Source organism: Enterovibrio norvegicus DSM 15893 (genome assembly GCF_900115495.1).
Lineage (GTDB): Bacteria > Pseudomonadota > Gammaproteobacteria > Enterobacterales > Vibrionaceae > Enterovibrio > Enterovibrio norvegicus.
On the sequence record NZ_FOWR01000010.1, the window covers coordinates 113,189 to 137,006 of the forward strand.

At 49.5% G+C, this 23,818-nt stretch carries 23 protein-coding genes and 1 pseudogene; 14 read left to right on the top strand and 10 right to left on the bottom strand.

The window, feature by feature from the left end; translation table 11 throughout:
- The first annotated feature begins 2 nt into the window (after window positions 1-2).
- Window positions 3-926: an agmatinase gene (speB, locus tag BM082_RS08410; protein ID WP_074926556.1), complete on the top strand. Its 924-nt coding sequence runs from the start codon at window positions 3-5 to the stop codon at window positions 924-926.
- Window positions 927-985: 59 nt separating this feature from the next.
- Here the strand turns inward: speB and BM082_RS08415 are convergent, their stop codons facing one another.
- Window positions 986-1,789 carry a hypothetical protein gene (locus BM082_RS08415; RefSeq protein ID WP_017017921.1) on the bottom strand — a complete coding sequence of 268 codons (804 nt, stop codon included), beginning with the start codon at window positions 1,787-1,789 and terminating at the stop codon, window positions 986-988.
- A 173-nt stretch (window positions 1,790-1,962) separates the two neighbouring features.
- Between BM082_RS08415 and BM082_RS24770 the strand changes: the two are divergent.
- The 3 genes and pseudogenes from BM082_RS24770 to BM082_RS25065 all read left to right on the top strand — a co-directional run.
- Window positions 1,963-2,124, top strand: a pseudogene (locus tag BM082_RS24770) (arginase family protein); the annotation flags it as partial.
- A 74-nt stretch (window positions 2,125-2,198) separates the two neighbouring features.
- Window positions 2,199-2,804, top strand: coding sequence for a hypothetical protein (locus BM082_RS08425; protein WP_074926559.1), 606 nt, complete (start codon window positions 2,199-2,201; stop codon window positions 2,802-2,804).
- A gap of 294 nt (window positions 2,805-3,098) precedes the next feature.
- A complete protein-coding gene (locus BM082_RS25065; protein WP_167550929.1) occupies window positions 3,099-3,251 on the top strand; it encodes a hypothetical protein in 153 nt (50 codons plus the stop codon).
- Here the strand turns inward: BM082_RS25065 and BM082_RS08430 are convergent.
- Window positions 3,240-3,854 (bottom strand): Fic/DOC family protein, encoded by a 615-nt coding sequence (locus tag BM082_RS08430; protein WP_017017925.1) that lies wholly within the window; start codon window positions 3,852-3,854, stop codon window positions 3,240-3,242. The two genes, BM082_RS25065 and BM082_RS08430, sit on opposite strands and share 12 nt — an antisense overlap.
- Window positions 3,855-4,316: 462 nt before the next feature.
- Between BM082_RS08430 and rlmA the strand changes: the two genes are divergently transcribed.
- The 4 genes from rlmA (at window position 4,317) to BM082_RS08450 (ending at window position 8,976) form a co-directional block, all read left to right on the top strand.
- Window positions 4,317-5,132, top strand: coding sequence for a 23S rRNA (guanine(745)-N(1))-methyltransferase (rlmA, locus tag BM082_RS08435; protein WP_074926561.1), 816 nt, complete (start codon window positions 4,317-4,319; stop codon window positions 5,130-5,132).
- 150 nt (window positions 5,133-5,282) lie between these two features.
- Window positions 5,283-6,236: a ChaN family lipoprotein gene (locus BM082_RS08440; RefSeq protein WP_017012694.1), complete on the top strand. Its 954-nt coding sequence runs from the start codon at window positions 5,283-5,285 to the stop codon at window positions 6,234-6,236.
- Window positions 6,237-6,400: 164 nt separating this feature from the next.
- On the top strand, window positions 6,401-8,176 hold the full coding sequence (locus BM082_RS08445) for a trypsin-like peptidase domain-containing protein (protein ID WP_017007999.1): 1,776 nt from the start codon (window positions 6,401-6,403) through the stop codon (window positions 8,174-8,176).
- Entirely contained in the window at window positions 8,176-8,976 is an 801-nt protein-coding gene (locus BM082_RS08450) for a hypothetical protein (RefSeq protein ID WP_074926564.1), read from the top strand. Before BM082_RS08445 ends, BM082_RS08450 begins: the two co-directional genes overlap by 1 nt.
- 11 nt (window positions 8,977-8,987) lie before the next feature.
- Here the strand turns inward: BM082_RS08450 and BM082_RS08455 are convergent, their stop codons facing one another.
- Entirely contained in the window at window positions 8,988-9,251 is a 264-nt protein-coding gene (locus tag BM082_RS08455; RefSeq protein WP_074926567.1) for a TIGR03643 family protein, read from the bottom strand.
- Window positions 9,252-9,446: 195 nt separating this feature from the next.
- On the opposite strand from BM082_RS08455, the gene BM082_RS08460 reads away from it, so the two are divergent.
- From BM082_RS08460 to BM082_RS08485, 6 genes are all read left to right on the top strand, one after another.
- Window positions 9,447-10,403 carry an AAA family ATPase gene (locus tag BM082_RS08460; RefSeq protein ID WP_017017929.1) on the top strand — a complete coding sequence of 319 codons (957 nt, stop codon included), beginning with the start codon at window positions 9,447-9,449 and terminating at the stop codon, window positions 10,401-10,403.
- Window positions 10,400-11,380: a DUF58 domain-containing protein gene (locus BM082_RS08465; protein WP_074926569.1), complete on the top strand. Its 981-nt coding sequence runs from the start codon at window positions 10,400-10,402 to the stop codon at window positions 11,378-11,380. Before BM082_RS08460 ends, BM082_RS08465 begins: the two co-directional genes overlap by 4 nt.
- Window position 11,381: 1 nt before the next feature.
- Window positions 11,382-11,909, top strand: a complete 528-nt coding sequence (locus BM082_RS08470) for a DUF4381 domain-containing protein (protein ID WP_074926572.1) — start codon at window positions 11,382-11,384, stop codon at window positions 11,907-11,909.
- Window positions 11,902-12,867, top strand: coding sequence for a vWA domain-containing protein (locus BM082_RS08475; RefSeq protein WP_074926575.1), 966 nt, complete (start codon window positions 11,902-11,904; stop codon window positions 12,865-12,867). Before BM082_RS08470 ends, BM082_RS08475 begins: the two co-directional genes overlap by 8 nt.
- Window positions 12,860-14,770 carry a vWA domain-containing protein gene (locus BM082_RS08480; protein WP_074926577.1) on the top strand — a complete coding sequence of 637 codons (1,911 nt, stop codon included), beginning with the start codon at window positions 12,860-12,862 and terminating at the stop codon, window positions 14,768-14,770. The genes BM082_RS08475 and BM082_RS08480 overlap by 8 nt, the downstream gene beginning before the upstream one ends.
- Before the next feature lie 82 nt (window positions 14,771-14,852).
- Window positions 14,853-16,466: a BatD family protein gene (locus tag BM082_RS08485; RefSeq protein WP_074926579.1), complete on the top strand. Its 1,614-nt coding sequence runs from the start codon at window positions 14,853-14,855 to the stop codon at window positions 16,464-16,466.
- A gap of 367 nt (window positions 16,467-16,833) precedes the next feature.
- Here the strand turns inward: BM082_RS08485 and BM082_RS08490 are convergent, their stop codons facing one another.
- The 7 genes from BM082_RS08490 to yfbV form a co-directional block, all read right to left on the bottom strand.
- On the bottom strand, window positions 16,834-18,405 hold the full coding sequence (locus tag BM082_RS08490) for a cryptochrome/photolyase family protein (RefSeq protein ID WP_074926581.1): 1,572 nt from the start codon (window positions 18,403-18,405) through the stop codon (window positions 16,834-16,836).
- A complete protein-coding gene (locus BM082_RS08495) occupies window positions 18,402-18,563 on the bottom strand; it encodes a DUF2256 domain-containing protein (RefSeq protein WP_017017936.1) in 162 nt (53 codons plus the stop codon). Before BM082_RS08495 ends, BM082_RS08490 begins: the two co-directional genes overlap by 4 nt.
- A gap of 19 nt (window positions 18,564-18,582) precedes the next feature.
- On the bottom strand, window positions 18,583-20,037 hold the full coding sequence (locus BM082_RS08500; RefSeq protein WP_017008009.1) for a cryptochrome/deoxyribodipyrimidine photo-lyase family protein: 1,455 nt from the start codon (window positions 20,035-20,037) through the stop codon (window positions 18,583-18,585).
- A 60-nt stretch (window positions 20,038-20,097) separates the two neighbouring features.
- Window positions 20,098-21,459, bottom strand: a complete 1,362-nt coding sequence (locus BM082_RS08505; protein WP_017008010.1) for a DASH family cryptochrome — start codon at window positions 21,457-21,459, stop codon at window positions 20,098-20,100.
- Window positions 21,460-21,810: 351 nt separating this feature from the next.
- Window positions 21,811-22,020 (bottom strand): hypothetical protein, encoded by a 210-nt coding sequence (locus tag BM082_RS25295; RefSeq protein WP_017008011.1) that lies wholly within the window; start codon window positions 22,018-22,020, stop codon window positions 21,811-21,813.
- Between the two features lie 344 nt (window positions 22,021-22,364).
- On the bottom strand, window positions 22,365-22,577 hold the full coding sequence (cspE, locus tag BM082_RS08515) for a transcription antiterminator/RNA stability regulator CspE (RefSeq protein WP_017008012.1): 213 nt from the start codon (window positions 22,575-22,577) through the stop codon (window positions 22,365-22,367).
- A 428-nt stretch (window positions 22,578-23,005) separates the two neighbouring features.
- Window positions 23,006-23,455, bottom strand: coding sequence for a terminus macrodomain insulation protein YfbV (gene yfbV, locus BM082_RS08520; protein ID WP_017008013.1), 450 nt, complete (start codon window positions 23,453-23,455; stop codon window positions 23,006-23,008).
- Window positions 23,456-23,818 lie beyond the last annotated feature (363 nt).

Here is a 23,818-nt window from a genome sequence, read left to right on the forward strand (position 1 = left end):
CCATGGCAACCCTCGCCAATTACCCAGATTACTCACTGTACGCCAACGCGTTCGGTTTCCTGCGCCAACCTTTGGTGTTCCAACCACAAGGCTGCGATGCAGACGTTGTTATTACCGGTGTGCCATTTGATATGGCAACCACAGGTCGCTCTGGCAGCCGCATGGGCCCTGGCGCCATTCGCCAAGCATCCACCAACCTCGCGTGGGAAGGTAAACGCTGGCCGTGGGATTTCTCCCTCACCAAAGAAATCAAAATCGCTGACTGTGGTGATTTGGTGTTTGATTGCGGCGACGCAGCACAAATGTGTGAGCGCCTAGAAGCGCACGCCACCAGCTTGCTGGCAGAAGGCAAAACCTTGCTGACCTTTGGCGGCGACCACTTCGTGACCCTCCCCCTGCTGCGCGCGCACGCAAAGCAATTCGGCGAAATGGCACTGATTCACTTCGATGCCCACACCGACACCTACGACATGGGCAGCCAGTACGACCACGGCACCATGTTCTACCATGCGCCAAACGAAGGCTTGATTGACCCACACAGCTCCATCCAAATTGGCATTCGCACCGAGCACAGCCACACCTTGGGCTACCAAGTGGTGGATGCCGCAACCGCGAACGATTGGTCTGTGGATCAAATCGTGGAAGCGATCAAAACCCGCGTGGGCGATCGTCCAGTTTACCTGACGTTCGACATCGACTGTCTTGACCCTGCATACGCACCGGGCACCGGCACACCCGTGTGCGGCGGCTTGAGCACGGACAAGATCTTGAAAGTCATCCGCGCCCTGCAAGGCATCAACCTGATTGGTATGGATGTGGTAGAAGTCGCCCCAGCCTACGACCATGCTGAACTGACCTCACTGGCGGCTGCGACCATTGCGACTGACCTGCTTCACGTGTGGGCAGCGAATCGTAAGGCGAAGTGATTCAGCCTCATTTAGGAAAAACACCCGCATAGGCGGGTGTTTTTGTTTTTTAACTAAGCTTATTTTTCGCTAGAGAGTTTTTGCCGAAGTTCTCGTACGACCTTATTTTTCCCCAAGTACTCTAAGCCTTGAACTAACCTTGAAAGATCTTCTCTATCTATCGCAGCTATAACCTTTCGAATAGTACTTAGCTTGATCGAGTCGGGCGCGATACCACCAATCGTCTTTTCAGCTTCGCAAAGAACCTCATCCAAAGATGTATAGTGTTTCTTTAGACGTTTCGTGTATTCAGAAACCTCCCGCCGTGTAGATTGCAATTCATCTTGTAAATAGCTAATACGAGACTCACTGCTGTTACTCAAATCTTTGAAATTATCTTCATGGAAGTTTAATTCTTTCCTCAAGGAGTTGATTTCGAACTCAAGTTCTTCAATTTTTGATGACATCCCTACCTTTTCGGCTTTCCAATCACCAAGCTGATCAAATTTCAATTTCCGGCGATACTCTTTTTCCGCCTCGACCTCATCATCAATAATCGCTTTGTCTTGCTCCAAAAGAGCACGAGATAAACGAACTCCTAAAAACAAGCGATAAGTCCATTGATAGAGAAACTGAATAGCAGGCATCACAAAATAGAAAACGAACATCGCAAACAAAAAAGTTGATACAATGGCTCCATACTCTGATGTAATGTCATAGTTACTAATTATTTCTAAACGTTGGTCAGCTTCAGAAAACAAAAAAACACCTATTCCTCGGTGATTTTCCCATAACCAAGCAATGAGAAGTGCACCGAAAAACGGGCTGGACAAGCGCTGTTTCACATTGCCCATAGTGCCTTCAACCACTTCACCGATATTCATTTGTTTCGTCCAATCAGATATTTAAACGCGTATTTTATTTCACGGTGTTTCTCTCGGCAAATAGTTAGGCGATAGCACCCTAATTTTTAGCGCTCAAAAAACTCTGGTCTCAATTAGTTAGAACCTTTTATCACCATACAGAAACATAGAGACAGACACTCTACGAAAACCGCGACCACTTCATGACCCTGCCCCTACAGCGCTCATACGCAAAGCAATTCGGCGAAATGGCACTGATTCACTTCGATGCCCACACCGACACATACGACATGGGCAGCGAATCAGAAGCCGACCACTTTCAAATTAAGGCGCGATGGGATCTGTTCGTTTGCTAGGGGTTGTTTTTTGTGCGACCGTGTCACAGATGCTTTTTGTTGTCTGAACGATCTCAAGGTATTTAGGAGGAAGTGTGAGTGCCATTGATGCTGGTAAGATCAATACACCCTTAGAAGAGTCTGAGCTCGTGTTGTGGTACGGGCAGCCTCATCAAGGGCGGATAAATAGGGAAGGAGATTCGACGTCAATTGGTTCGAACATCACCTTACTGGTGATTCTTCTTTCTATCGTTCTCATTGGTTCGATATCTTTCGCTGATACACCTTCCAGTACGTTACCAATCTTTTTGTTGGCAATGGTCTTGTTCTATTTCCTATACGGTAAACAAATTCACGACCAATATATTCGGAAAAATACGGTTTATGTCGTCACCAATAAGCGGGCAATCATAGAGAGGAAAAAGCTCGGTGGTAGTTCACTATCCATTGAATTTAAGCCTGAAACGAAGATTCAAGTGACGCGATTTATTGGTCAGCCTTTTGGAACTGTGCGCTTCTGGACTGGAAAAGAAAGCAAGTACACGAAACACTTGCTCCACGTCTCCTCAGATCTAGCAAGACAATCAGGCAGGCATTTCAACAATGATACCGTATTTGATTGCATCGACGACATGGAAGAGGTCTATGACATATTGAGGCAACAGCTAAAACTACCTGAAATGAGCCCACATCATTGTTGAAGTTTACGATTGCATTGCTTGTTTAGGATAGCCCCTTTCTGTTCTGGCGACGAGAACTCCCAACCGCCCTCAATTTGGGACAGCTCATTAGAATCTCTTGTGGAAATGAAGAGAAAGTTGGGAATTCCTTGTTTGTCGTATCAATCTGCGTAATGAGTTAATCACCTTCGCAATCCACCTTAGAAACCTCAAAATGGAAGCTTGTACGCATCATTCATGGCTCGAACATTGATAAGTACGCAGTGTTGATATAGGATCTTTGTAGGATTTCAACGAAACCGACGGTCACGCCACATGAAAACTGAAAAGAAGAAAGTAACCAAGGCCATGATTTTTAGAGCTGTCGCAAGTTCGACTGCTATCGAGACAGGAAAGTCTGTAAAATCTATAGAGCGCAAGTTAAAAGCTGATAAGCGTAAGTACGATTCGCTAACTTTAGCTGTCTAAGATATCACGTACGAGCCGTTCCATATACTGGTAGTCCCCACCAACACCAGCATGAATAGAACGAATATAAAATTCTTTATGCTTATCCCATAAGGAATAGTCCAGAAGGCCATATCCTGTCTTTTGGCTCATGTAATCCATTAATAGCCTGCTAATCCTTCCGTTGCCCTCTCGGAATGGATGTATCAATATAAACTCAACATGACTTCTAGCTAAGAGTGATACAAGGTCTTCTTTAGTGAGATTTTCTATACCCTGAAGCTGTGACAAATAGTCACTTTCAAAATTGTGAATTGCACGTTCAATTTGCAACGGAGCGGTAAATTCGAAATCGCTCTTCCACATTCTGACATTTCGAATTTTTCCAGCCCATAAATAGACGTTTCCAAGCCATTGTCGATGCCAGTCAATAATAGTTGTGAAACTTATGTTCGAATCAGACTCCTCAATTGAAAAAACTTTTTCATAAAGCTTCATCAAAAGAAATGCTTCGACATCGTCGATTTCATTAATGTCGTTTATATTCAGTTTGTTAACGAGAACCAGATCGCCGGAACCTGGCTGGAATTGCGTTTCCGCAGTATCTACGTCATATCGAGACATTAGAAAGGTACTAAAGAGATAAGTATTTGATACTATTTAGGGTATAACAAATAGGAGTAAGTGAATAGCCATTGAGTTTGTGAAATGTAACTAACTCGATTACCACAAATTTAGCTTATCCGAACCTAACAGCTTATAGAGCCAACTCTAAGCCATTTCTGTCCAAAAACCATTTAGCGACGATCTCCAAACACAGCTCTCCGTAGCCATCCCCTTGAAAAGTGGGGAGGATCAAGAGCGGCACAACCGAAGGAATAAGTAAAACCCGAGACATCCTTTACATATCTGACCGGGCACATCGTTTACACCCGTTTTGCTTTGAGGCGCATGCCGCACTCAGTGGTTTGTCGTTTTTAACGTGTCTATCAGGCAATTTTCTCTTTCTATTCTCCTCTCCTTGCTTGAACCCCTAGCCCTTGCACCGTATCCTTGCCGCTCATCCATCCTTGTCGAAATGTCACTATGTCATCTTATCTTTGTCCGCTATGTCAGCAGCCGCTGAATATTTCTGAGCGCACCTACAAATGTGCCAGCAACCATCAGTTCGATGTCGCTAAAGAAGGCTACGTAAATCTGTTGCCTGTTCAGCACAAACGCTCGAAAGATCCCGGTGACAATAAAGAGATGATGCAAGCACGTCGCCAATTTCTGAACGGTGGACATTACCAACCGATGCGTGATGCGGTGAGTGATTTGTTGCGCGGTTTGATCAGCAAAGAAGACAGCACGCAGCTGCTTGATATCGGTTGTGGCGAAGGCTATTACACCAGCTACTTTGATGCGCAAATGGCGAACACAAAGGTTATTGGGTTAGACATTTCAAAAATCGCGATCCGCTATGCGGCGAAGCGCTACCCTGCCTGTGATTTTCTGGTGGCATCGAGCCAACGCTTACCGTTTGCCGATGATCAGCTGGACGCGGTTGTGCGCATTTACGCGCCGTGTAACGGAGAAGAATTGCAGCGTACCGTGAAAAGCGGCGGCGTGGTAGTGACGGTTACCCCGGGGCCTCGCCATCTTTATCGGTTGAAAGAAGGCATCTACTCAGAGGTGAAACTGCACGATGTGGCGGTGGAAGATTTGCCAGGGTTTGCACTGGAAGCGGAGCACTCTGTCGCTTACCCAATGACGTTGAACAGCGACGACGCAACCACCCTGCTGCAAATGACCCCGTTTGCGTGGCGCGCGCCTGAAACGCTGTGGCAAACCCTGAAAGACACGACTGCCTTTGACTGCGAAGCGGATTTCACACTGCGCGTTTACCGTAAAAACGCCTAAGCCTTTTTCTCGTTCTAAGCGCAACGCGGCTCGTTCTGGTCACAGGCGAGCCGCGTTTTATTTATGCGATTTAATCCAAGGTGAAACTCGCCGAGCGGTGCATCTTGAGGTAGTTTGAAAGAAGCACTCTCTCACTGATAGACTCGCATTATGACCCGTGCCTTCTTCTCCGCATTTCTGACAACCTTGCTGGTTGCTTGTAGCCATCCGCTAGACCTGCAAGAAACGCCCGTTCCTGCCACCACCTTGTACGATTACCGCATTGAATCGTCAGGCGGCACGCCCTATTCCTTAAATGAGTTTGCCAATGCGGTCAGCGATGCCGACGTGATTTTGGTGGGCGAATGGCATACGCACCCGGGCATTCATCTGTTTCAGGCGCAATTGCTGGCAACCTTGGCGGAAAGACGCCCAGCGACGGCACTGTCCATGGAGCAATTCTCGCGCCCTGCCCAACCTGTGATAGATGCGTATTTGAATGGCGACAGAGGTGAACACGCCTTAACGAGTTACACCGGAAAATGGCCGAATTACGCCAGTGATTACCGACCTTTAATGGAAATCGCCAAGCAGCAAGCCTTGCCAGTGATTGCAGCGAACACCACGCAAAACATCGTGCGCTGTTTGTCATCCAAAGGGGAAGGTTACCTCGATACGCTACCTGCTGATAAACGCGAGCATGTGGCGCGGCAATTGTCGTCAGAGGCATCGCCTTATAAAGAAAAGTTCTTCTCTGTGATGTTTCATGGCGATGAAGAGAAAACCAAGAACCAATACCTCGCCCAAATCGCGTGGGATGACACCATGGCGGAAAGCATCGTGGATTTTCTCGCCACACACCCTGACTTCACGGTGATGCATGTGGCTGGGGCTTTTCACGTTGAGGAAGGGTTAGGGATTGCCAGCCGTATCCACCAGCGCAACCCTGATTTAAAGATCGTGATCATTTCGCCGCAAACCGAGGACGATCCGCTTCCCAATGACGTTGACGATTACCGTTTGATCGTCAAACCCTTACCAGAGCAGTGGCTTTCAGAAGAAGAAATGAATGCGGCGATTGGCAAGATGCGGCATTCATCGAGAAAATCTCTCAACTGTGAATAGCGCATCACCAGACGAGGAAGTAAAACTCCCAGAAATAGCGCCACTCAGGTTTACATAACCACATTCTCATCATGACAATAATCTCACCATCAAGAAACTTTGAGTGGCGTAAATATCGCAAGATGCACCCGAAAACGGAAACAACAACGTAAAGGTGCTAGGAAATGCAAAAAACAAACACACCGGCTTCAAAAGCCGCAATTTCGTCCATTCAACGATCTCATCGTTCCCTTTTACATCCGACGCTTCTCGCCTCAGCCGTATTGGCATCTTCTCTCTCAACAGGCGCATTCGCTGTGGGTATTAGTGATGCAAAATACACAGAGCTCGGCGGCTCACTCTCAAATGAAAACACCGTTGTTCGCAAAGTCTATGACCACCTCAAAGCGATTTCTCTCGAACCGCGTTTTGAAGCTGTCGGTCGCATTGTCGCCGGTGGCGCGCTCTGTACCGCAACCTGGCTTGGCAATGATGGGGATACCGCATTTATCATTACTGCCGCGCACTGTGTCGCCGGGGATAACAAATCACAAGAATCCTCTTACACAGGCCAAAACATTTCTTTCCGCACGGGCGATGGTCGCCTTGTCGCATCCGGTGTGTCCACGAACCACTTCATCGGTTACAACGGTTGTCAATCTGACTTAGCCATTCTCGAGATACCTTTACTCACGAACCCAATCAGCAGCGATGGGAGTGCAGTGCCACAGCCTATCTATGCCGATGATGCGGATTTTGATCATTACGTGGGTCAACCAATGACACTCGCTGGCTATGGTCGTCAAGGCACACCCAGCCTTGGGGGGCTGTCTTCAGGTCGCGCTTATGGCGCTGCAAACGTCACGCAAGATGTTGGCGGCTGTTTACGTAACAAAGCAAACACCGAAGACGCTTGGGCATACGCAGCACCGGGCGATAGCGGTTCTACCACATGGCAATGGCGTGAAGGCCAATTTGTCGGGATGGGCATTACATCATGGTGGGCTGGATGGGGAAGCCAATATTCAGGCCATGGTCGTGTCGCGCCGCACCAAGCATGGGTGAAACGCATTTTTCCTAACATCAATACGGTTACACGCTCTCGCACGCTAACCGAAAGTAAAGCGGTCGAACTGAAAGATGTTGAAGCCAATGTAAAAGGGACGGTGTATTACCTTGCGGGTGACAATGTGTCAGGCCCAACAAACCGCAAATGGGCATACCCTCGTGGTTACACCCCTCTTACGGTCCCTATGGTTAACCAAACCACGGGCGGCACGCATAACATCGTGCTGCGTTCACAACGCCAAACCTACTGTGGCTGGGGTGAAATTAATAACGGCGTGTATTGCTACCCAAGCGCCTCAAAAGGCAGTTTGAAAGTGTGGTACAACGCCTCTGATAACCAAGCTGCGCCCGCTGGATTGTACAAAAGCACTTTCTCGCTGAATGCAAAAGGTTGGCATGACCACAGCTACAATACCGCGATTAACCTCAACACCAGCATTCTTGTTGATGGCGCATCTCACATCGAAGGCACAGTCACGCAATCCAGCGCATTTACCACGGTTCGCTACGACAACACGGTTAACGGTTCGGTGTATTACTTGAGCGAAGGTGAAACCACCAGCGATGCGACGCAACGCGTTTGGAACGGCCGATTCAATACATGGTCGACGTTAAACGTGCCAGCGGTAAACCGCGATACCAAAGAGATTCAAACGGTAACACTGCGCGCTTCTCGCTATGCGGGATGTGGTTGGACAACCATGAACAATGGCGTGTATTGCTCGAACGGGGCGAAATACGGCCAATTGCGCGTGTCTTACTCTGCGGAAGATAACACCGCCTTGCCAAAAGGACGTTATGACAGCTTGTTTAACATCGCAGGAAAAGGCTGGCACTCAAGCTTCAATAAAACGTTAACGTTCAAGTTGGCCTTAGAGCACGCAGGTCAATAATGAAACGTTATCTGGTCGTTATCGCCATCACTAGCCTTGCCTCTGGTGTCATTGTGGCTTTCTTGCCGTCTCTTTTGATAGAAGCACCAACGTCATCTGCTGAACAGGGTGTTTCACATGAGAGTGGCGTAAAGCAAGGGATGGATAACGGTGTCGCGGAACGCACGATGACAGCACAGTTGGTTTCACCGGAATCAACAGGGCTGTCATCGGCAGCAACACAAACGCTCACTGCGCCTGCCGCGCAGTTTGAGTTAGTTGCGCCCCAATCTGACACCTTGGATGCACTCGAAGACGACATCGCCGCGTTCGCCGAAGCAAACGCCAATGTGCCAGAGGGAAGCGACGAGCAAGATAACGATGTCGTGCCGATACCGACGTTTGTTGATGTGGACCTGACACTGTGGCGCGCGAGTGAAAGTGCCAAGTCGGTTTTTGAAAACTACACGGACGTGCAATCCATGGATGAAAAACACTTCATCGAATTTGACGACACCCGCTTAGACTCCTTGGTGCCAGGACAGCGCTTTTCGCTTCCCGCGATGGATGATGAACGCATTCAAGTCATCGTGAAATCAGAGGAAACGTGGAACCAAGGTGTCACCAATTGGGAGCTGGTTGATAACCATGGACACCCCGCAGGTAGCATTACTCAAATGCAAGATTCTGTGGAGGCGATTTTCTCGACCCCGTCAGGCCAGTATTTCCTGCGATCTGTGAACGGCGTGGGTTGGATTGCCAGTGAAGAAACCCTTATTTCTGCGTTAAATGATGTTTTTACGAAACCTGAAATGAACTAGCCCAAGGTTTATCACTTGCCGCGGTGTTTGTACTGTGTCGAACAGTAACCCCGCTCAATGCCTTCTGGGCGTCGCATCGCGTGTTTGGTGGCTCGGCCTGACACGCGCTTGCGCCACAATTTGAAACTGCCCGATTTCAGGTGGTAACGCATAAAGCGGATAACATCGCTTTCAATCAAACCAAATTGGGTCGCAATGGCTTCAAACGGTGTTCTGTCTTCCCACGCCATTTCGATGATGCGTGAAGTCTCTTCGTCATTAAACGTATGTTTCATCGATATTCTCCTCGTTCGAGTCAAACATACGGCGTACACACCGCTTTGGTTTATGTTCTGTGACACGTCTTCTTTTCCGCCCTTGAAAGCGCTCTTATCGCGCTCCATATCAATAAGGTGGAACCTCTCGCCTCGAACGCGGTCTGAGATTCATCTTTTTCCTTTTGTTTTCGATACACCAAGGTCATATTCGCCATGCTAGCTGATACATTTCAACGTCTTAACGCTTACCTGCAAAGTCAGGTGATCGGCCAACCTGATCTCGTCAAACAACTGCTGATTGCCTTGTTAGCCGACGGACACATTTTGGTGCAAGGCCCGCCGGGATTGGCAAAAACGCGCGCGGTAAAAGTCTTGTCTGATTGCATCGAAGGCGATTTCCACCGCATTCAATTTACCCCCGATTTGCTGCCGTCAGACCTGACAGGCTCAGACATTTTCCGTCCAGAAACGGGCGAGTTCACCTTCCAAGCAGGGCCGATTTTTAACTCCCTGTTGCTGGCAGATGAAATCAACCGTGCGCCAGCCAAAGTGCAAGCAGCCATGCTTGAAGCCATGGCGGAAAAGCAAATCACGGCGGGGCGTCAAACCTATGCATTGCCTGAGCTTTTCTTGGTGATGGCGACGCAAAACCCGATCGAGCAAGAAGGCACATACCCACTTCCTGAAGCGCAGCTAGACCGTTTCTTGCTGCAGCTAAACGTCGATTACCCTAACGAAGAGAGTGAACTCGACATCCTCCGTCTGAACCGTGGTGAAGCCTTGGGGGTGGAGAAACAGCAGCCTGTTCACATCAATCAAGAGAGCATTTTTGAAGCGCGCAATGCGGTATTAGGCATTCACATGGCTGACGACGTGGAGAAATACATTATCCGCCTCGTAATGGCGACCCGTGAGCCAAGCCGCTACAGCGATCAGTTGGCGGCATGGCTGCAAATGGGTGTCAGCCCGCGTGCCACGCTCGCACTCGACCGCTGCGCCCGTGCTCACGCATGGCTTGCAGGGCGTGACTTCGTGACCCCGGAAGACGTGCAAGCCATGGCCTACCCTGTGCTGCGCCACCGTCTGTTGCTGAGCTATGAAGCGCAAGCGGAAGGCATTGATGCTGATAGCGTGGTGCAACACCTCATTGGTCAGGTTGCCAGTGTATGAGCGTGAGCAACGCCCATAGCGCTTCCCCTTCACAGGCGCTGCCCGCGCACAGCGATGGCGTGAACCTGTGTTTGGCGGAACTGCTTCATTATCGACAACAAGCGGTGCGCTGGTTACCCCCCGCGCTCAGCATTTGGTCGCAATTGAGCGGGCAACATGGCAGCCGACACAAAGGCCGCGGCATGAACTTTTCTGAGGTGCGTCCTTATCAGCCGAGTGATGACATTCGCTCGATTGATTGGCGCGTCACTGCGCGCACGGGGAAAACGCACACCAAACTGTTCACAGAAGAACGTGAACAGCCGGTGATGCTGGCTATCGATCTCAGCGCCAGCATGAAGTTTGGTTCGCAGTTGATGTTGAAATCCGTGCAAGCGGCGCACTTCGCGAGCCTGCTCAGTTGGCTCGCCGTGAGTCAGCAAGACCGTATCGGCGCGGTGATTTATAACGGCGTGCGTTTACGTGAATGCAAACCAACAGCAAGACAGCAAGGGCCGCTCAGCATTATTCATGCCTTGATGGAAGCCCACGCAGAAATGCTGGCTGTGGACAGTGCGCCTGATAACAGCGCGCCAAGAGAAGGCTGGCAAAACATGCTGCGCCATTTGCACCACCTGTGCCCGAAAGGCAGCGAGATTGCCGTCATCAGTGATTTCTATTCACTGACGATGGAAGACAAGCGCCGACTGAGCCAATTGCGCCAGCATAACCGCATCCAATTCATTCAGGTTTCTGATCCGCTCGAACAAGGGCAAACCGCGTTCCGTGGGCATGAATTGGTGGCTGACAGCAAACAGACCGCATGGCTGGATTTCTCTGCCCGAAAAACCCGTGATGGGTTAGCAGAGCAGTATCAACGCCACCAAGCATTTATCGTCGAATTGGCGCGATCGCTCGCGATCCCTTTGCATTCGGTGACGGCTGCACAGTCCCTGTTGCAGCAATTGGGTAAGCACACGAATAAGGCAACGATGTAACATGGCGACTCCAACGTCAAACACACTTCCTTTGGCTGATATCCACCTGCAAACCGCGCCGGGCATTTGGCCGCTGGCATGGGGATGGTGGCTGGTTATCGCCGCAACATTGGCCGTGATCATCATGATCGTGATGTGGCTTCGCGCACGTGCGAAGAAAACACGCGCCCAGAAAGAAGCCCTGCAAGCGCTGAACGCAGTCACCGCTTTGGCTGACATGAACGCCCTGCTCAAACGCGCGGCATTGAGTTATTTCGATCGTGAACACGTGGCAGGTTTAACCGGCGCTGCATGGCTTCGCTTTCTCGACGAACAGTTACCAGCTTCAAAAGAAGCTGATGGTAAACACGGGTTTTCCGCCCACCAAGATCTTTGGCAGAAAGGCATTTTTTCGAAAGAAGGGCTATCCGACAGCGAGTTCGCCACCTGCAAAGCGCTGACGGAACGTTGGCTTAAACACGCCTTGCCGCCAAAGGCCTCGCGCACATCGTCATACACATCTGCGGCGAAGGAGGAAAACCATGTTTGAATTTACATGGTGGTGGGCGTTTGCCCTGCTCCCTTTGCCTTGGCTGGTGTTCAAACTGGCGAAACCCATTCCGCGCCCTGCCGCCATTCACTTGCCGCGTTTACCCGAAGGGCTTGGTGAGAAACAAAGCTCCAGCCGCATTAAGCATGTCTTGATGGCGCTGTTCTGGCTTGGGCTTGTCACCGCAGTGGCGCGCCCAATGTGGTACGGCGAACCTGTGCAGATTCAGCCAGAGCACCGCGACATGATGCTCGCCGTCGATTTGTCAGGTTCGATGGAGATTGAGGACATGGTGACTGCCAGTGGCAGTACCACAGACCGCCTCACTGCGGTGAAAGACGTATTGTCAGATTTCATTCAAAAGCGCTCTGGCGACCGTTTGGGGTTAGTGCTGTTCGCGGATCATGGTTATCTGCAAACCCCGCTGACGCTGGATCGCAACACAGTGGCACAACAGCTGGATCGCGCGGTTCTTGGTCTGATTGGCAAAAGCACGGCCATTGGTGAAGGGCTGGGGGTTGCAACCAAAACCTTTATCGACAGCAAAGCGCCACAACGGGTGATCATCTTGCTCAGTGACGGTGCGAATACCGCAGGTGTTATCGAGCCGCTGGAAGCGGCGCAACTGGCAAAAGACAACGATGTGACCATTTACACCATTGGTGTGGGGGCAGAACAAATGCGTCAACGCAGTTTGTTTGGGTCTCGCATGGTGAACCCGTCACAAGACCTCGACGAAGCAACGATGACACAAATTGCCAAGATGACAGGCGGCGAGTATTTCCGCGCACGCGATCCCAAAGAATTAGAAACGATTTACCAAATCATCGACCAACTTGAACCCATCTCCAGCGCCCAACAAACCTGGCGTCCGCGTGATGAGCTTTTCCGTTTCCCACTGGCCTTTGCGCTGGTGCTGTCGGTGGTGATTGTTGTGGTAAGGAGGCGTCATGGCTGATTTTACCTTTATGTATCCCCAATGGTTATTCGCGGCGCTGCCGCTGGCATTGCTATTACCTTGGGTAAAAGGAAAGGCGCAAACATCGGGCTTGATCGCCCCGCACCTTTCCAAACTGTTGTCGGGCAACCGCGCTGACACAGGAAAACAGAAACATTGGCCGCTTGTGGTGTTAGCCATTGCTTGGTTGCTGAGTGTGCTCGCGTTAGCTGGCCCAAGTTGGCAGAAAAATGAAATGCCTGCCGTGAACCTGGCGGGGGCGCGTGTGCTTATCATGGACATGTCACGCTCCATGTATGCCACTGATGTGTCGCCAAATCGCCTGACACAAGCGCGCTTTAAAGCATTAGACATGTTGCCCGGCTGGAAAGAAGGCAGCACAGGTTTGGTGGCGTATGCCGCTGACGGTTACATCATCAGCCCATTAACGGACGATGCCTCGACGCTGAAAACCCTGCTCCCAGAACTCTCGCCAGAGATCATGCCGATCCCCGGCAGCAATGCCGCTGCGGGCGTGGTGCAAGCCATGGAGCTGCTTTCGCAAGCTGGCTACGCCGACGGTGACATTGTGCTGATCACAGATGGCATGGCCGAGCGCGAATCCAAGGCCACGTTAGAGGTCTTGGATGGCAGCCAGTATCGCGTATCAGTGCTCGCCATTGGTACACAGCAAGGTGCGCCGATTCAGCTGCCAGACGGCAGTTTGATCGAACAAAACGGCACACCTGTTGTAGCAAAAGTCACACTGGATACCTTGTCGCCCATCACCAAAGCGACAGGCGGTATTTTGCAAATGTGGCAACCGACCAATCGTGATGTCGACAACATTGTCGCCTTCACCGAAAAGCCGAGAGATGGCGCTGCACAAGGGAAGAGTAAATCAGTGGAAGAACGTTTGAATGCGGGCTTTTGGCTGATCATTCCCGTGCTTTTGCTGGCGTTATTGGGGTTTCGTCGTGGCCTTGTTCTGGCGTTAATGTTTGTGATGGTGCCGATTCATCCCGTATCCGCTGCCGTGTTCCAAACCGATGACCAGCACGCCTATGCTCAGTTCGAATCCGGCGACTTTGAACAAGCTGCCAATGGCTTTTCATCCCAAGAATGGAAAGGCATCGCGCAGTATAAAAACGGGGATTATCAAGGGGCAATCGATACGTTGTCTGCGCTTGATGACCCAACCTCTCGCTACAACTTAGGCAATGCCTATGCACAAGCCGGTGAGCTAGAGAAAGCCCAAGAAACCTTTGAGTCTGTGCTGAAAAACGCCCCTGACAATGCAGATGCCAAAAAGAATTTGGATGTGGTGAAACAGGCGTTAGAGCAAAAACAGCAGCAGCAAAAAAATCAGGATTCCTCCGGCCAACAGTCTGATCAGTCACAATCAGAGCAATCGCAATCCGATCAACAGCAAGGTGATCAACAGCAAGGCGATGAAAGCCAATCGTCGCAAGATCAGAGCGGTGGTCAAAACCAAGAAGGCAGCGACCAACAAGGTCAGCAGAATCAAGACCAACAACAGGGACAAAACAGCGATCAGCAAGGGCAATCTGATCAGCAACAAAACGACGCGCAATCAGACGAACAATCGGGTCAGTCCTCTGACGGCGAGCAAGAACAAGAGCAAAACGCGCAACGCCAAGCTGAGTCAGAATCACAGCAAGGCGAAGAGCAGGCTCAAGGCGCACAAGCATCGGAGCCCCAAGAAGGTGAAGAAGGCGCTGAAGCTGACGCGCAAGGAGAAAGCGCAGAAGCAGGCGACAATCAAGATGGCCTTTCCGCCAGCCACCCGGTGTTGAAAAAACTCGAGCAAGCTTCCAATGACACCGCGGGACTGATCCGCGCGCAAATGCTTTTACAGGCGAGGCAGAAAGACATGCCAGCGCCAACAGAAAATTCATGGTAAACGCACAATGACAAAGCAGAGAATTGCATTGAACTCACTATCACAGCGCCTTAAATGTCTATCACTCATGGTGATAATGCTCATGGCTTCATTGCCGCTTTCGGCCTCAGCCGCAGACGCGGTTGCCACTGTCTCTAAAAACATGGTGGCGATAAATGAACCGTTTCAGTTGACCCTGTCCATCAATGACAGCGTCGACACGGACGATCTCGATCTGATCCCACTTGCGGAAAACTTCACGTATGGCCGCCCGAGTGTCAGTAACAGCACCTCCATCATCAATGGCGACATGACCCGGAAGACAGAAATTCGCGTCGCCGTGGCAGCCAAAGCGATCGGTGTATTTACCATTCCTAGCTTTCAGATTGAAGACTATGCCACCCAACCGATCCGCATCAATGTGGTGGAAGCCAGCCAACGCGCAAAACAGGCCGATGACCAGTCAATACAAGTGAATGTGCGCCTTGACCGACAAAGCGGCTACATCGGTGAAACCTTTACCTACAACGTCGAGTTGCTGATCGGCACACGCGTGGATTCGCCTGCGCTGCAAGCCCCCTTCGGCGACGGTTTAACCGTGGAACAAATCGGTGAAGACCAACAAGCCGAGACTGTGCGCAATGGTCGCCGTTATATTGCCATTCAACGTCAGTACCAAATTACCCCAAACCAAGCAGGTGAACTAACTCTAAACGGCGCGGTATTCACAGGCACAAAAGTCGAAGGGAACCGTTGGAATTCAACACTGGGTTTGCCGATAAGTCGACAAGCGAAGGCAGAAACACTCTCTATCAAAGGCCAGCCTGCGGATTACAATGGCCTTTGGCTGCCAACTCCTTCTCTGACGCTGTCACAGCGTTGGGAACCAGAAGTGAGTGACGTTGCGGGTAGCGCCGAGCAAGCCGCGAAGGTCGGCGACCCCATCACGCGTTTTATTGCGCTGAGAATAGAGAACATCGCACAAAGTGCCATACCGAACCTATCAGTCACGTACCCTTCGCGTGTTCGTGTGTATTCAGAAAAACCGGAATACCGACAAGATGGCGATGCCACCATCATGACCATGAAGCAGGTCATCATTCCAAGGGAAGTGGGCGATGTCTCGCTGCCGTCAGTGTCGATTAATTGGTTTAACACCACCACAGGAAAGCAAGAAACCAGCGCCATTTCTGGCTTAACGCTCAAGGTCGCCCCGAATGATGAGGTGCAATCCACACAGCCGATTTTGCCGAACAACGAGCAAGCATTGCTAACACCCGCGCCCGTCACGACCAAAGTGATCACACATGCCGGTTATTGGCCGTGGGCAACAGGCGCGTTTGCGCTGCTTTGGCTTGTCACCTTGGCACTTTACCTGCGCAAACCTAAACAAGTCGCGATACCCGCGAATGTGGCGGTAGCTTCGCTTCACTCAAGCACGTCTGCCCTGTCAGCATTGGAAGCCGCTGTGGCTGAGAATGACGCTGTCAACGTCGCCGCCACTTACCGCCAATGGCAACAAGAAACGCATTTCAATGCGGTCCCACAAGTGCTTCGCGACAGCATTGACGCTGAAGTCAGCACCATGATGGCAAGCCGCTATAGCGCGGAATCTACCGAATGGGAAAACCGCACATTGCTGGGTTTGTTGAAACAAGCACGTGCAGTGAAGGTGAATGCGAAGGAAGCGTCGTCGCTGAAGGGGTTGGTGCCGTAGCGAGATTGCGAGATTGCGAGATTGCGAGATTGCGAGATTGCGAGATTGCGAGATTGCGAGAAAAGGATGAAAGCACAGGTGATGTTATTCAACCCTTTCTATTCATTTCAGCTCATTGAGCCAAGGTCAGTTTACGCAGATAAACCCTTGGCTCTTCGAGCCAACAACCCCCTCCCAACCTCCCCCTTGGAAAGTTGGAGGAACAGAGCAAAAGCGTCGCGTTCTGTGCACCTGCTTTTGCTCTTGATCCCCTCCACTTTTCAAGGGTAGGGTTAGGGAGGGGTCGCTCTGGCTCAGGCTTTCGCTTTTGCTTTGCTTTTCCTAGGATCTCGTACCTGCTCTTCCTAGGATCTGCTCTTCCTGCTCTTTAAAGCCCCTCAATCCCCTTCAACACCCTTTCCGCCCGCTCCAACACCAATCCCTGCTGCTCATCGGTCTTCTTGTTCCAATTCGCGTACACCATTTTGGTTCTGGGGTTGCCGCCAAAATCGTCTTGGTGTTTGTCCATGAAATGCCAATACAAAGCATTCAGCGGGCAGGCGTCATCTTCCGTGGTTTTCGCGACTTTATAGTGGCAGTTCCCGCAGTAATCGCTCATTTTCTTCACATAGTTACCACTGGCCGCATAGGCTTTCGAGCCAACAATGCCGCCATCGGCAAACTGGCTCATGCCGCGTGTGTTCGGTAATTCCACCCATTCGATTGCATCGATATAAATACCGAGATACCACTCATCAACCTGCTCAGGAGCAATGCCTGAAACCAGACAAAAGTTACCCGTGATCATTAAGCGTTGAATGTGATGGGCGTAGGCATAATCCAACGACTGATCGATTGCATGCTTCATGCAGGCCATCTTGGTGTTGCCCGTCCAAAACCATGACGGTAAATCACGTTTCGCAGACAAGCTATTGAGAGAGGCGTAATCGGGCATGTTCACCCAGTAGATACCGCGAATGAATTCGCGCCAACCGATTATTTGGCGCACAAACCCTTCGACCTGCGCCAAACTGATGTCGTCAGGTCGCGTTTGGTAGTGATACACCGCCATGTCTACCACATGCTGAGGACTGAGAATTTTGCTGTTGAGGGCGAAGGACAATCGTGAGTGATACAAACTCCATTGTTTGCGCTTGCCTTCATCATCCGTCTGCCCTGTCATTGCGTCTTGGAAGCGTCCAAAATTGGGTAAACAATGCTGGCAGAAAAAGGCCAATAGTTCGTTCGCTTGTGTGCGTGTTATCGGCCACAGCAGATTTGATTCGGACTTTCCAATAACCTTAATCTCATGACGTTCAATGCGCGCAAGAATGTCAGTGACATCATTGCCGAACAGAAGGGGCTCAGGCACATCGTCAATGTCTTTCGCTTTGAGTTTGTTGCGGTTATCAGCATCGTAATTCCATTGCCCGCCCTCGGGGTTGTCACCCTCCATCAACACATCAAAGCGCACTCGCATCTTGCGGTAGAAGGCTTCCATACGGTGGCGTTTACCTTGTTTGAAGTCGCGAGGAATCTCTTGGTCTGAGAGGTAGAAGTGCTCAGATTCAACGGCATTGGACGGGATAGCTAGCGAGGAAGCAAACACCGACAGTTGTTCCCGCAGGCGATATTCATCGGGCAATTGGTATTCGAACGCACTCACATCGTGTTGCTCGATTAGGTGCGTGAGGAAGGCCGGTAAATCAGGAAATGGCGCGGTGTAATCCAAGGTCAGGTGCAGCACTCTGTGCCCAGCCTGTTGTAATGCCTGCGCAAAAGCAGACATGGCGGCGAAGAAAGCGCACACCTTTTGAACATGATGAGGCACATAGCTGGCTTCTTGATGAAGTTCGGCAATCACATACAAGGTATCGTCATCAGGTTCACGAAACCACGAATGGCTGGCGTTGAGCTGATCACCCAGCAGTAAACGTAATCGAGAGGCTTTTATTGTCATTCTGTTCTCGCTAAAAATTCGGGTTTTGCGCGTCTTTGACCTGCGCAGCGCTTCGAGCAATATTTCACGTCATCCCACACACGCGCCCATTTCTTGCGCCACGTAAAGGGACGCTGGCATACCGCGCACGTTTTTGACGGCAGGTCTTGTTTCTTCATTCAGTGTCAGCTCGTTTATTCAATCTGGCCTCACGTGCCGTTTAAGTAAGCGATGCGCTTCACGTTGTACGTCCGGTAATTTCCTCCAACGCCAAAGCAACGCTTGCGCTTCTGCATAGCTTTGCTTCAAATCGACGATGGGCGCGGGGTAATCTTCGCCGACGTTCACGACATACAGCATTTGCTCCATGGGTGACAGCAGCCAAGGGGAATGCACAAGTGGCACTGGCACCTCGGCTAACTCAGGCAACCAGGTTTTCACAAACACGCCATCGGGGTCTTTCTCTTCCCCCTGCTTCACGGGGTTGTAAATACGGATCGTGTTTATTCCTGTAACGCCGGCTTGCATTTGAAATTGGCTGTAATGAATGCCGGGTTCAAAGTCGAGGAAAACGCGGGCAAGATGCTGCACGCCATGCCGCCAATCCAACGCGAGGTGGTGGCATAAAAAGCTGACTAACATGGCGCGCATGCGGAAATTCAAATACCCCGTGGCTTGCAAGCAACGCATAGAGGCATCCACCATGGGAAAGCCCGTTTTACCTTTTTTCCAAGCCGTTAATCGCTGCTGAGCAACGTCGCCCGTGATGCGCGGTAACTCGAGATAGCCTCGATTGACAGGCTGAAATTCCATGCTGGATTCACTTTCGAACTTTTGAATAAAATGGCAGTGCCAATGTAAACGCGAGCTAAACGCGACCAACGAGCGTCGCCACCCCGGTACGCTCCAGTGTTTCAGCACGGTTTGGTATACCTGACGAAGGCTCACGTTTCCCCACGCTAAATACGGTGAGATGCGAGAACAGTGCGTTTGACTCAGCGTCGGGCTTGATAACGAATAGGCATAACTCTTCCCTCTGTCTTCATAGAAGCCGTTCAGGGTTTGCCATGCTGCGGCTTCGCCGCCCTTTTGAAAATGCTCAGATTCAACGGTGGGTTGAAGGTATTGTTCAACGCGGTCAGGCAGTGTCTCCGCGCTTGCTGTCACCCAAGAGATAGTTGATAAGTCGCAATCAGCCAGAGGGGCACGCATCACCTTCTGCCAATGTTTGTCCCACGTTTTTCGATGGGTTAAACCACGAATAACTGCGCCGACGGGCGTTTCTTCCCAATTCACATTTTGCTCGTCACACCATACTTGAACGGCTTTATCACGTTCAAAGGTGTTGTTCAGGCCGACTTCTTGATGCGAAAACAGGTGTGCAATGCCGTGGGTCTGGTGGAGATTCTCCAATGTTTCTAACGCGCCTTCAGCGGAAATGTAGAGCGCTCCGTCTGGCAACCGCGATTGGATGTCATTCAGGGATTCACCAACAAAACGCCAATGACGCTCATCATAATGTGGGTCATCAAGGAGCATGGGTTCAAAGCAATACACCAACAGCACGGGCAATCCAGATTGTGCAGCGCCCAATAAAGGCGCGTGATCCGACAATCGTAGGTCTCGCTTTAGCCACACAACAGAAATCGCCACGTGACCTCCTCGCTCGTTGAGGCATACGCTGAACAATGTTTTGGTATGGCCAAGTGATGTTTACATATCATAAATCGGCCAATCCGCGGCATCGACGGAATCTAAAGCGCGTGCGCCCTGTTGGCCGTTCCAACGGCGAATGTACTCGCCATCGGGATCGTACATCTCGGTTTGCTTGTCGATATTAAAGTGGCGTCCTCCACGGGGATCGGCGCCCACACCGGCGATGTACTGCCAATTGCCCCAGTTAGAAGCCACATCAAAATCAATCAATTGCTGCTGAAAATACGCGGCGCCAAATCGCCAATCGACAGACAGTTCATTCACCAAGCAACTGGCGACAATTTGTCGTCCGCGATTCGACAAGTAACCTGTTTTATTGAGCTGATTCATGCACGCATTGACCAATGGAAATGGCGTTTCGCCTTTGGTCCATTTCATGAGGCGTTCAGCGTAGTGACTGGTCAAAGGCGCTGTGCTGGCATTGCCTTTAAAGGCATAGAGCGTCACCCCTTGCTTGATCGACAACCATTGAAAATACTCACGCCACAGCAATTCGAAACCAATCCAATATGTTGACTCGTTACTTCCGAACTCCGCTTCATAGCGTCTGAGCTGCTGCCAAACTTGACGTGGCGACACGGTGCCGAGCGACAAAAAAGGGCTGAACTTGGTGGAGCTCTCCCAATCGTCTAAGGCATTCCGGGTTTGCTTGTAACTGAGTGGTGCGCGTGAGGAAAAGTAGTTGTTGAGGTGTTCAAGTGCGGCCTGTTCACCGCCGTGAAAATCTTGAGCGTAGCCATTTTCATGCCCACGTTGAGAGATATAAGAAGACAAAACGCCATAGCGCGAGAGCTGAGTATGAAGTGAATGCGTGCTTTCAAGCGCAGGAGGCGGCAACGTTTCAAGCCAAATTTTGCAAGGCTCTAAGGGCAAAAAGTGGGCAGTTTCAATGCGCTTTCTAAAACGGGAGAATGAAGAAAAAACATCGCCCATTATCGAAAATTGGGCTTCGTCAAAGAGCGTGCTATTCCACTGCGAAACGATGTTCAAGCGGGGAATGTCCACACCGAGACGTGCCAATTGGGTCCGCTCGAACCATCCTGTTTGTTTGGCACAGCCCAACGTGTTGATGCGATGTTCGATAAGCACGCTTTTAAGCTGCTCAACAGGATCGCCTTCAAGCACAATCAAATGTTGCCCGTGAAGACGAAGCGTTTCATCTAATGCCAGCAGGGATTCACAGAGAAACCGCCAACGATGAGAGCCCATCATTTTTTGATGATGGTTGCGCTGTTCAAACCAACGGGGGTCGATGACAAACACGAACGCGACTTCATCGTTCTTTCGTAACAGCTCACTCACCGTCGGGTTGTCTTGCAACCTTAAGTCATGGGTGAACCAGTACACGGCTTTATTCATGTTCACGCTACCTTGCTGTGTTGATATTATTTAATACTCAACAAAACGTTACGGTACATGGGCTTATTTGGTTCGTTCTGGAGGGAATATTCTTTAGAACAGAATGATCTTAGCGACTGAAGCCAAGTGAAATGCCATTGATATGAATATGGACAGGAATAGGGATAACAACATCATTTGAGATAAATGTATCCGTCTGAATCGCGTTAAGGGGTTGCTCTAGAGGAGAGTAAGCCAATTCTTCTCAGACAAATCAATACGTGCAACCAAAGGCATTATAGCAATTTACTGTTTATTTTCATTGCTTTAGGTTTAGGTTGGGCGATATAAATGCACTGACCTATTTGAAACCTAGAAAAAAGTAGTAAAGGTACCAATCAATTGGTCTTCACTATTTGTGATATTACCTTTACAGGTTTTTTCACAGTATGAAAAGTGAATACCCCTTTCACTCACATTACCTGTCACCAAAATATGACGTAACAAAACATCACTATTGAGTTGATGAATTGATGCGTTCCAAGAAACGCTGTCTTTTAGCATATTGAAGTTAACTATCATTTATTTACCTTTATTTTCTGCACATCACTCTCTTGACGAGACTGTTGAAACCAAAATCTTTTTCTACCCGTTGAACGAGACATAAATACCCTTAATTTTCGTTATAAAGAAATCACAATGAGGAAAACCCAAGGTAATAGAAGCCATTAGTATTTAAAGCTAAGTAGCCTATTAATATAGATACAACGAAGTGAATAAGATACGCAACGACACATACATAAAGCGGAGGGCAGAAAGCAGATGTTGGGAGTGTTATTATTTTCGCAGATTCGCTATAAAGGATTTTTGTTGTGATTAAAGAATGACGCAAATAACGCTTTCGTTATTTGCGTCCACTTACAAAGTTAGATAGCAACTACATTAGATGCTTGAGGACCCTTCTGGCCCTGTTCTACTTCGAAAGATACTTTTTGGCCTTCAGCAAGCGTTTTGAAGCCTTCAGAAGCGATAGCACGGAAATGAACGAATACGTCAGCACCGCCGTTGTCTTGGGTAATAAAACCAAAACCTTTATCTTCGTTAAACCATTTTACTAGACCAGTTGTTTTGTTAGACATGTAATGTCCCTTATATAAAAAATTCATGAAAATTCGCGATAATGCGAAGCGCTGAAAGCTGAATTATTGAATGTGACTATGAAGCTAAGGGAAAAACTGAGGATAACAACAATTACGAAGAAATTCTGAGGATTAACTTTTACTTTATGTTTCATTAATAACTCTGGAAGACAGAGCGAGGACAATACTATCTTAATTCAGCCTAATGTAAAGCGGTATTATTTATTTTTTCTAACCCTCAGAGATTTCAACCCTGTGAGTCGAGAGACAGAAGATGCTCTCTCCCTTTTTAATCAAGCCTTCATGCACTCATACCGCTACGTTCTTATACCCAAACAACCTGAAGATGCAGAATTCAGGTTGTTTAGGTGCTCAGAGACAAAAACGCCCCAGTACACTGAGGCGCTTTTCATTCAAAGCAAGATGTATTAGAACCAACGTTCCAGAGATGATTTGTCTAGTTGCTTAAACGCACGATTGAGCGTTTGGGCCAATTCTTTGTAACGAGGGCGACTTTTAATGGGCTGAATCGCGCCACCTTCGCTGACAATTTTCTCATGAAGCTCGCGATACCATCCCGCCAGAGCTGGAGGAAGTATCGTGTCACGACGTTTACCTAACCACCACATACCTTGCAACGGCATACTCAATGCAAACAACGCAATGATCATTGCTTGGGGCAATCCTGCATAGTTGTTAAACGCCATTTGCATAAGGACACTGATCACCGCGACAGCAGGCATCACTTTTACAGCAAACTTGGTTGCTTTAATCACTCGGTTTTCGGGAAACATCGGCGCGAGTTCTTTTCGAATCGGCCATTCCGTCATGTACTTTTGTCCATCACGAAAATTATCCCAGATTGTTTTTCTGCTCATACGGCGCACACCTCTCAAGCGATTTCATTGATCCGTCGACTAAAATCCTGCTGCAAATGTTAAAACAAAGTTTATAAAAATTAATTCAAATCAAGAATGACTCAAAAATTTTTGTTATCTGGAGCAAGTATCGCTATCCTTAGCCGACTTAAATCAATTGTTGCTCGGATTTGACTATCTCGCAACCACAGAAACGCCATATGGATGAACGGCAGCGCAACAAATCACCAATGATGGTGTGCTGACAGTGATTCTGTCTGGCGTTTTGCGTTGTGGATCAGGGACCGATGAGCGAAGTATCTATTCCGCGACAAAATTGGCTAATTACGAAGCAATAACAATTTGCTTCCTAGCATCGCTTTA

What these genes read in the sequence shown, in the direction of transcription:
- BM082_RS08455 (WP_074926567.1), bottom strand. Translation starts at nt 9,251, where the DNA reads ATGAAACATACGTTTAATGACGAAGAGACTTCACGCATCATCGAAATG.
- BM082_RS25065 (WP_167550929.1), top strand. Translation starts at nt 3,099, where the DNA reads ATGAAAACTGAAAAGAAGAAAGTAACCAAGGCCATGATTTTTAGAGCT.
- BM082_RS08505 (WP_017008010.1), bottom strand. Translation starts at nt 21,459, where the DNA reads ATGAATAAAGCCGTGTACTGGTTCACCCATGACTTAAGGTTGCAAGAC.
- BM082_RS08430 (WP_017017925.1), bottom strand. Translation starts at nt 3,854, where the DNA reads ATGTCTCGATATGACGTAGATACTGCGGAAACGCAATTCCAGCCAGGT.
- BM082_RS08440 (WP_017012694.1), top strand. Translation starts at nt 5,283, where the DNA reads ATGACCCGTGCCTTCTTCTCCGCATTTCTGACAACCTTGCTGGTTGCT.
- BM082_RS08480 (WP_074926577.1), top strand. Translation starts at nt 12,860, where the DNA reads ATGGCTGATTTTACCTTTATGTATCCCCAATGGTTATTCGCGGCGCTG.
- BM082_RS25295 (WP_017008011.1), bottom strand. Translation starts at nt 22,020, where the DNA reads ATGATAGTTAACTTCAATATGCTAAAAGACAGCGTTTCTTGGAACGCA.
- BM082_RS08460 (WP_017017929.1), top strand. Translation starts at nt 9,447, where the DNA reads ATGCTAGCTGATACATTTCAACGTCTTAACGCTTACCTGCAAAGTCAG.
- rlmA (WP_074926561.1), top strand. Translation starts at nt 4,317, where the DNA reads ATGTCATCTTATCTTTGTCCGCTATGTCAGCAGCCGCTGAATATTTCT.
- BM082_RS08445 (WP_017007999.1), top strand. Translation starts at nt 6,401, where the DNA reads ATGCAAAAAACAAACACACCGGCTTCAAAAGCCGCAATTTCGTCCATT.
- cspE (WP_017008012.1), bottom strand. Translation starts at nt 22,577, where the DNA reads ATGTCTAACAAAACAACTGGTCTAGTAAAATGGTTTAACGAAGATAAA.
- BM082_RS08415 (WP_017017921.1), bottom strand. Translation starts at nt 1,789, where the DNA reads ATGAATATCGGTGAAGTGGTTGAAGGCACTATGGGCAATGTGAAACAG.
- speB (WP_074926556.1), top strand. Translation starts at nt 3, where the DNA reads ATGGCAACCCTCGCCAATTACCCAGATTACTCACTGTACGCCAACGCG.
- BM082_RS08475 (WP_074926575.1), top strand. Translation starts at nt 11,902, where the DNA reads ATGTTTGAATTTACATGGTGGTGGGCGTTTGCCCTGCTCCCTTTGCCT.
- BM082_RS08495 (WP_017017936.1), bottom strand. Translation starts at nt 18,563, where the DNA reads ATGAAGAAACAAGACCTGCCGTCAAAAACGTGCGCGGTATGCCAGCGT.
- BM082_RS08490 (WP_074926581.1), bottom strand. Translation starts at nt 18,405, where the DNA reads ATGACAATAAAAGCCTCTCGATTACGTTTACTGCTGGGTGATCAGCTC.
- BM082_RS08465 (WP_074926569.1), top strand. Translation starts at nt 10,400, where the DNA reads ATGAGCGTGAGCAACGCCCATAGCGCTTCCCCTTCACAGGCGCTGCCC.
- BM082_RS08485 (WP_074926579.1), top strand. Translation starts at nt 14,853, where the DNA reads ATGGCTTCATTGCCGCTTTCGGCCTCAGCCGCAGACGCGGTTGCCACT.
- BM082_RS08450 (WP_074926564.1), top strand. Translation starts at nt 8,176, where the DNA reads ATGAAACGTTATCTGGTCGTTATCGCCATCACTAGCCTTGCCTCTGGT.
- yfbV (WP_017008013.1), bottom strand. Translation starts at nt 23,455, where the DNA reads ATGAGCAGAAAAACAATCTGGGATAATTTTCGTGATGGACAAAAGTAC.
- BM082_RS08470 (WP_074926572.1), top strand. Translation starts at nt 11,382, where the DNA reads ATGGCGACTCCAACGTCAAACACACTTCCTTTGGCTGATATCCACCTG.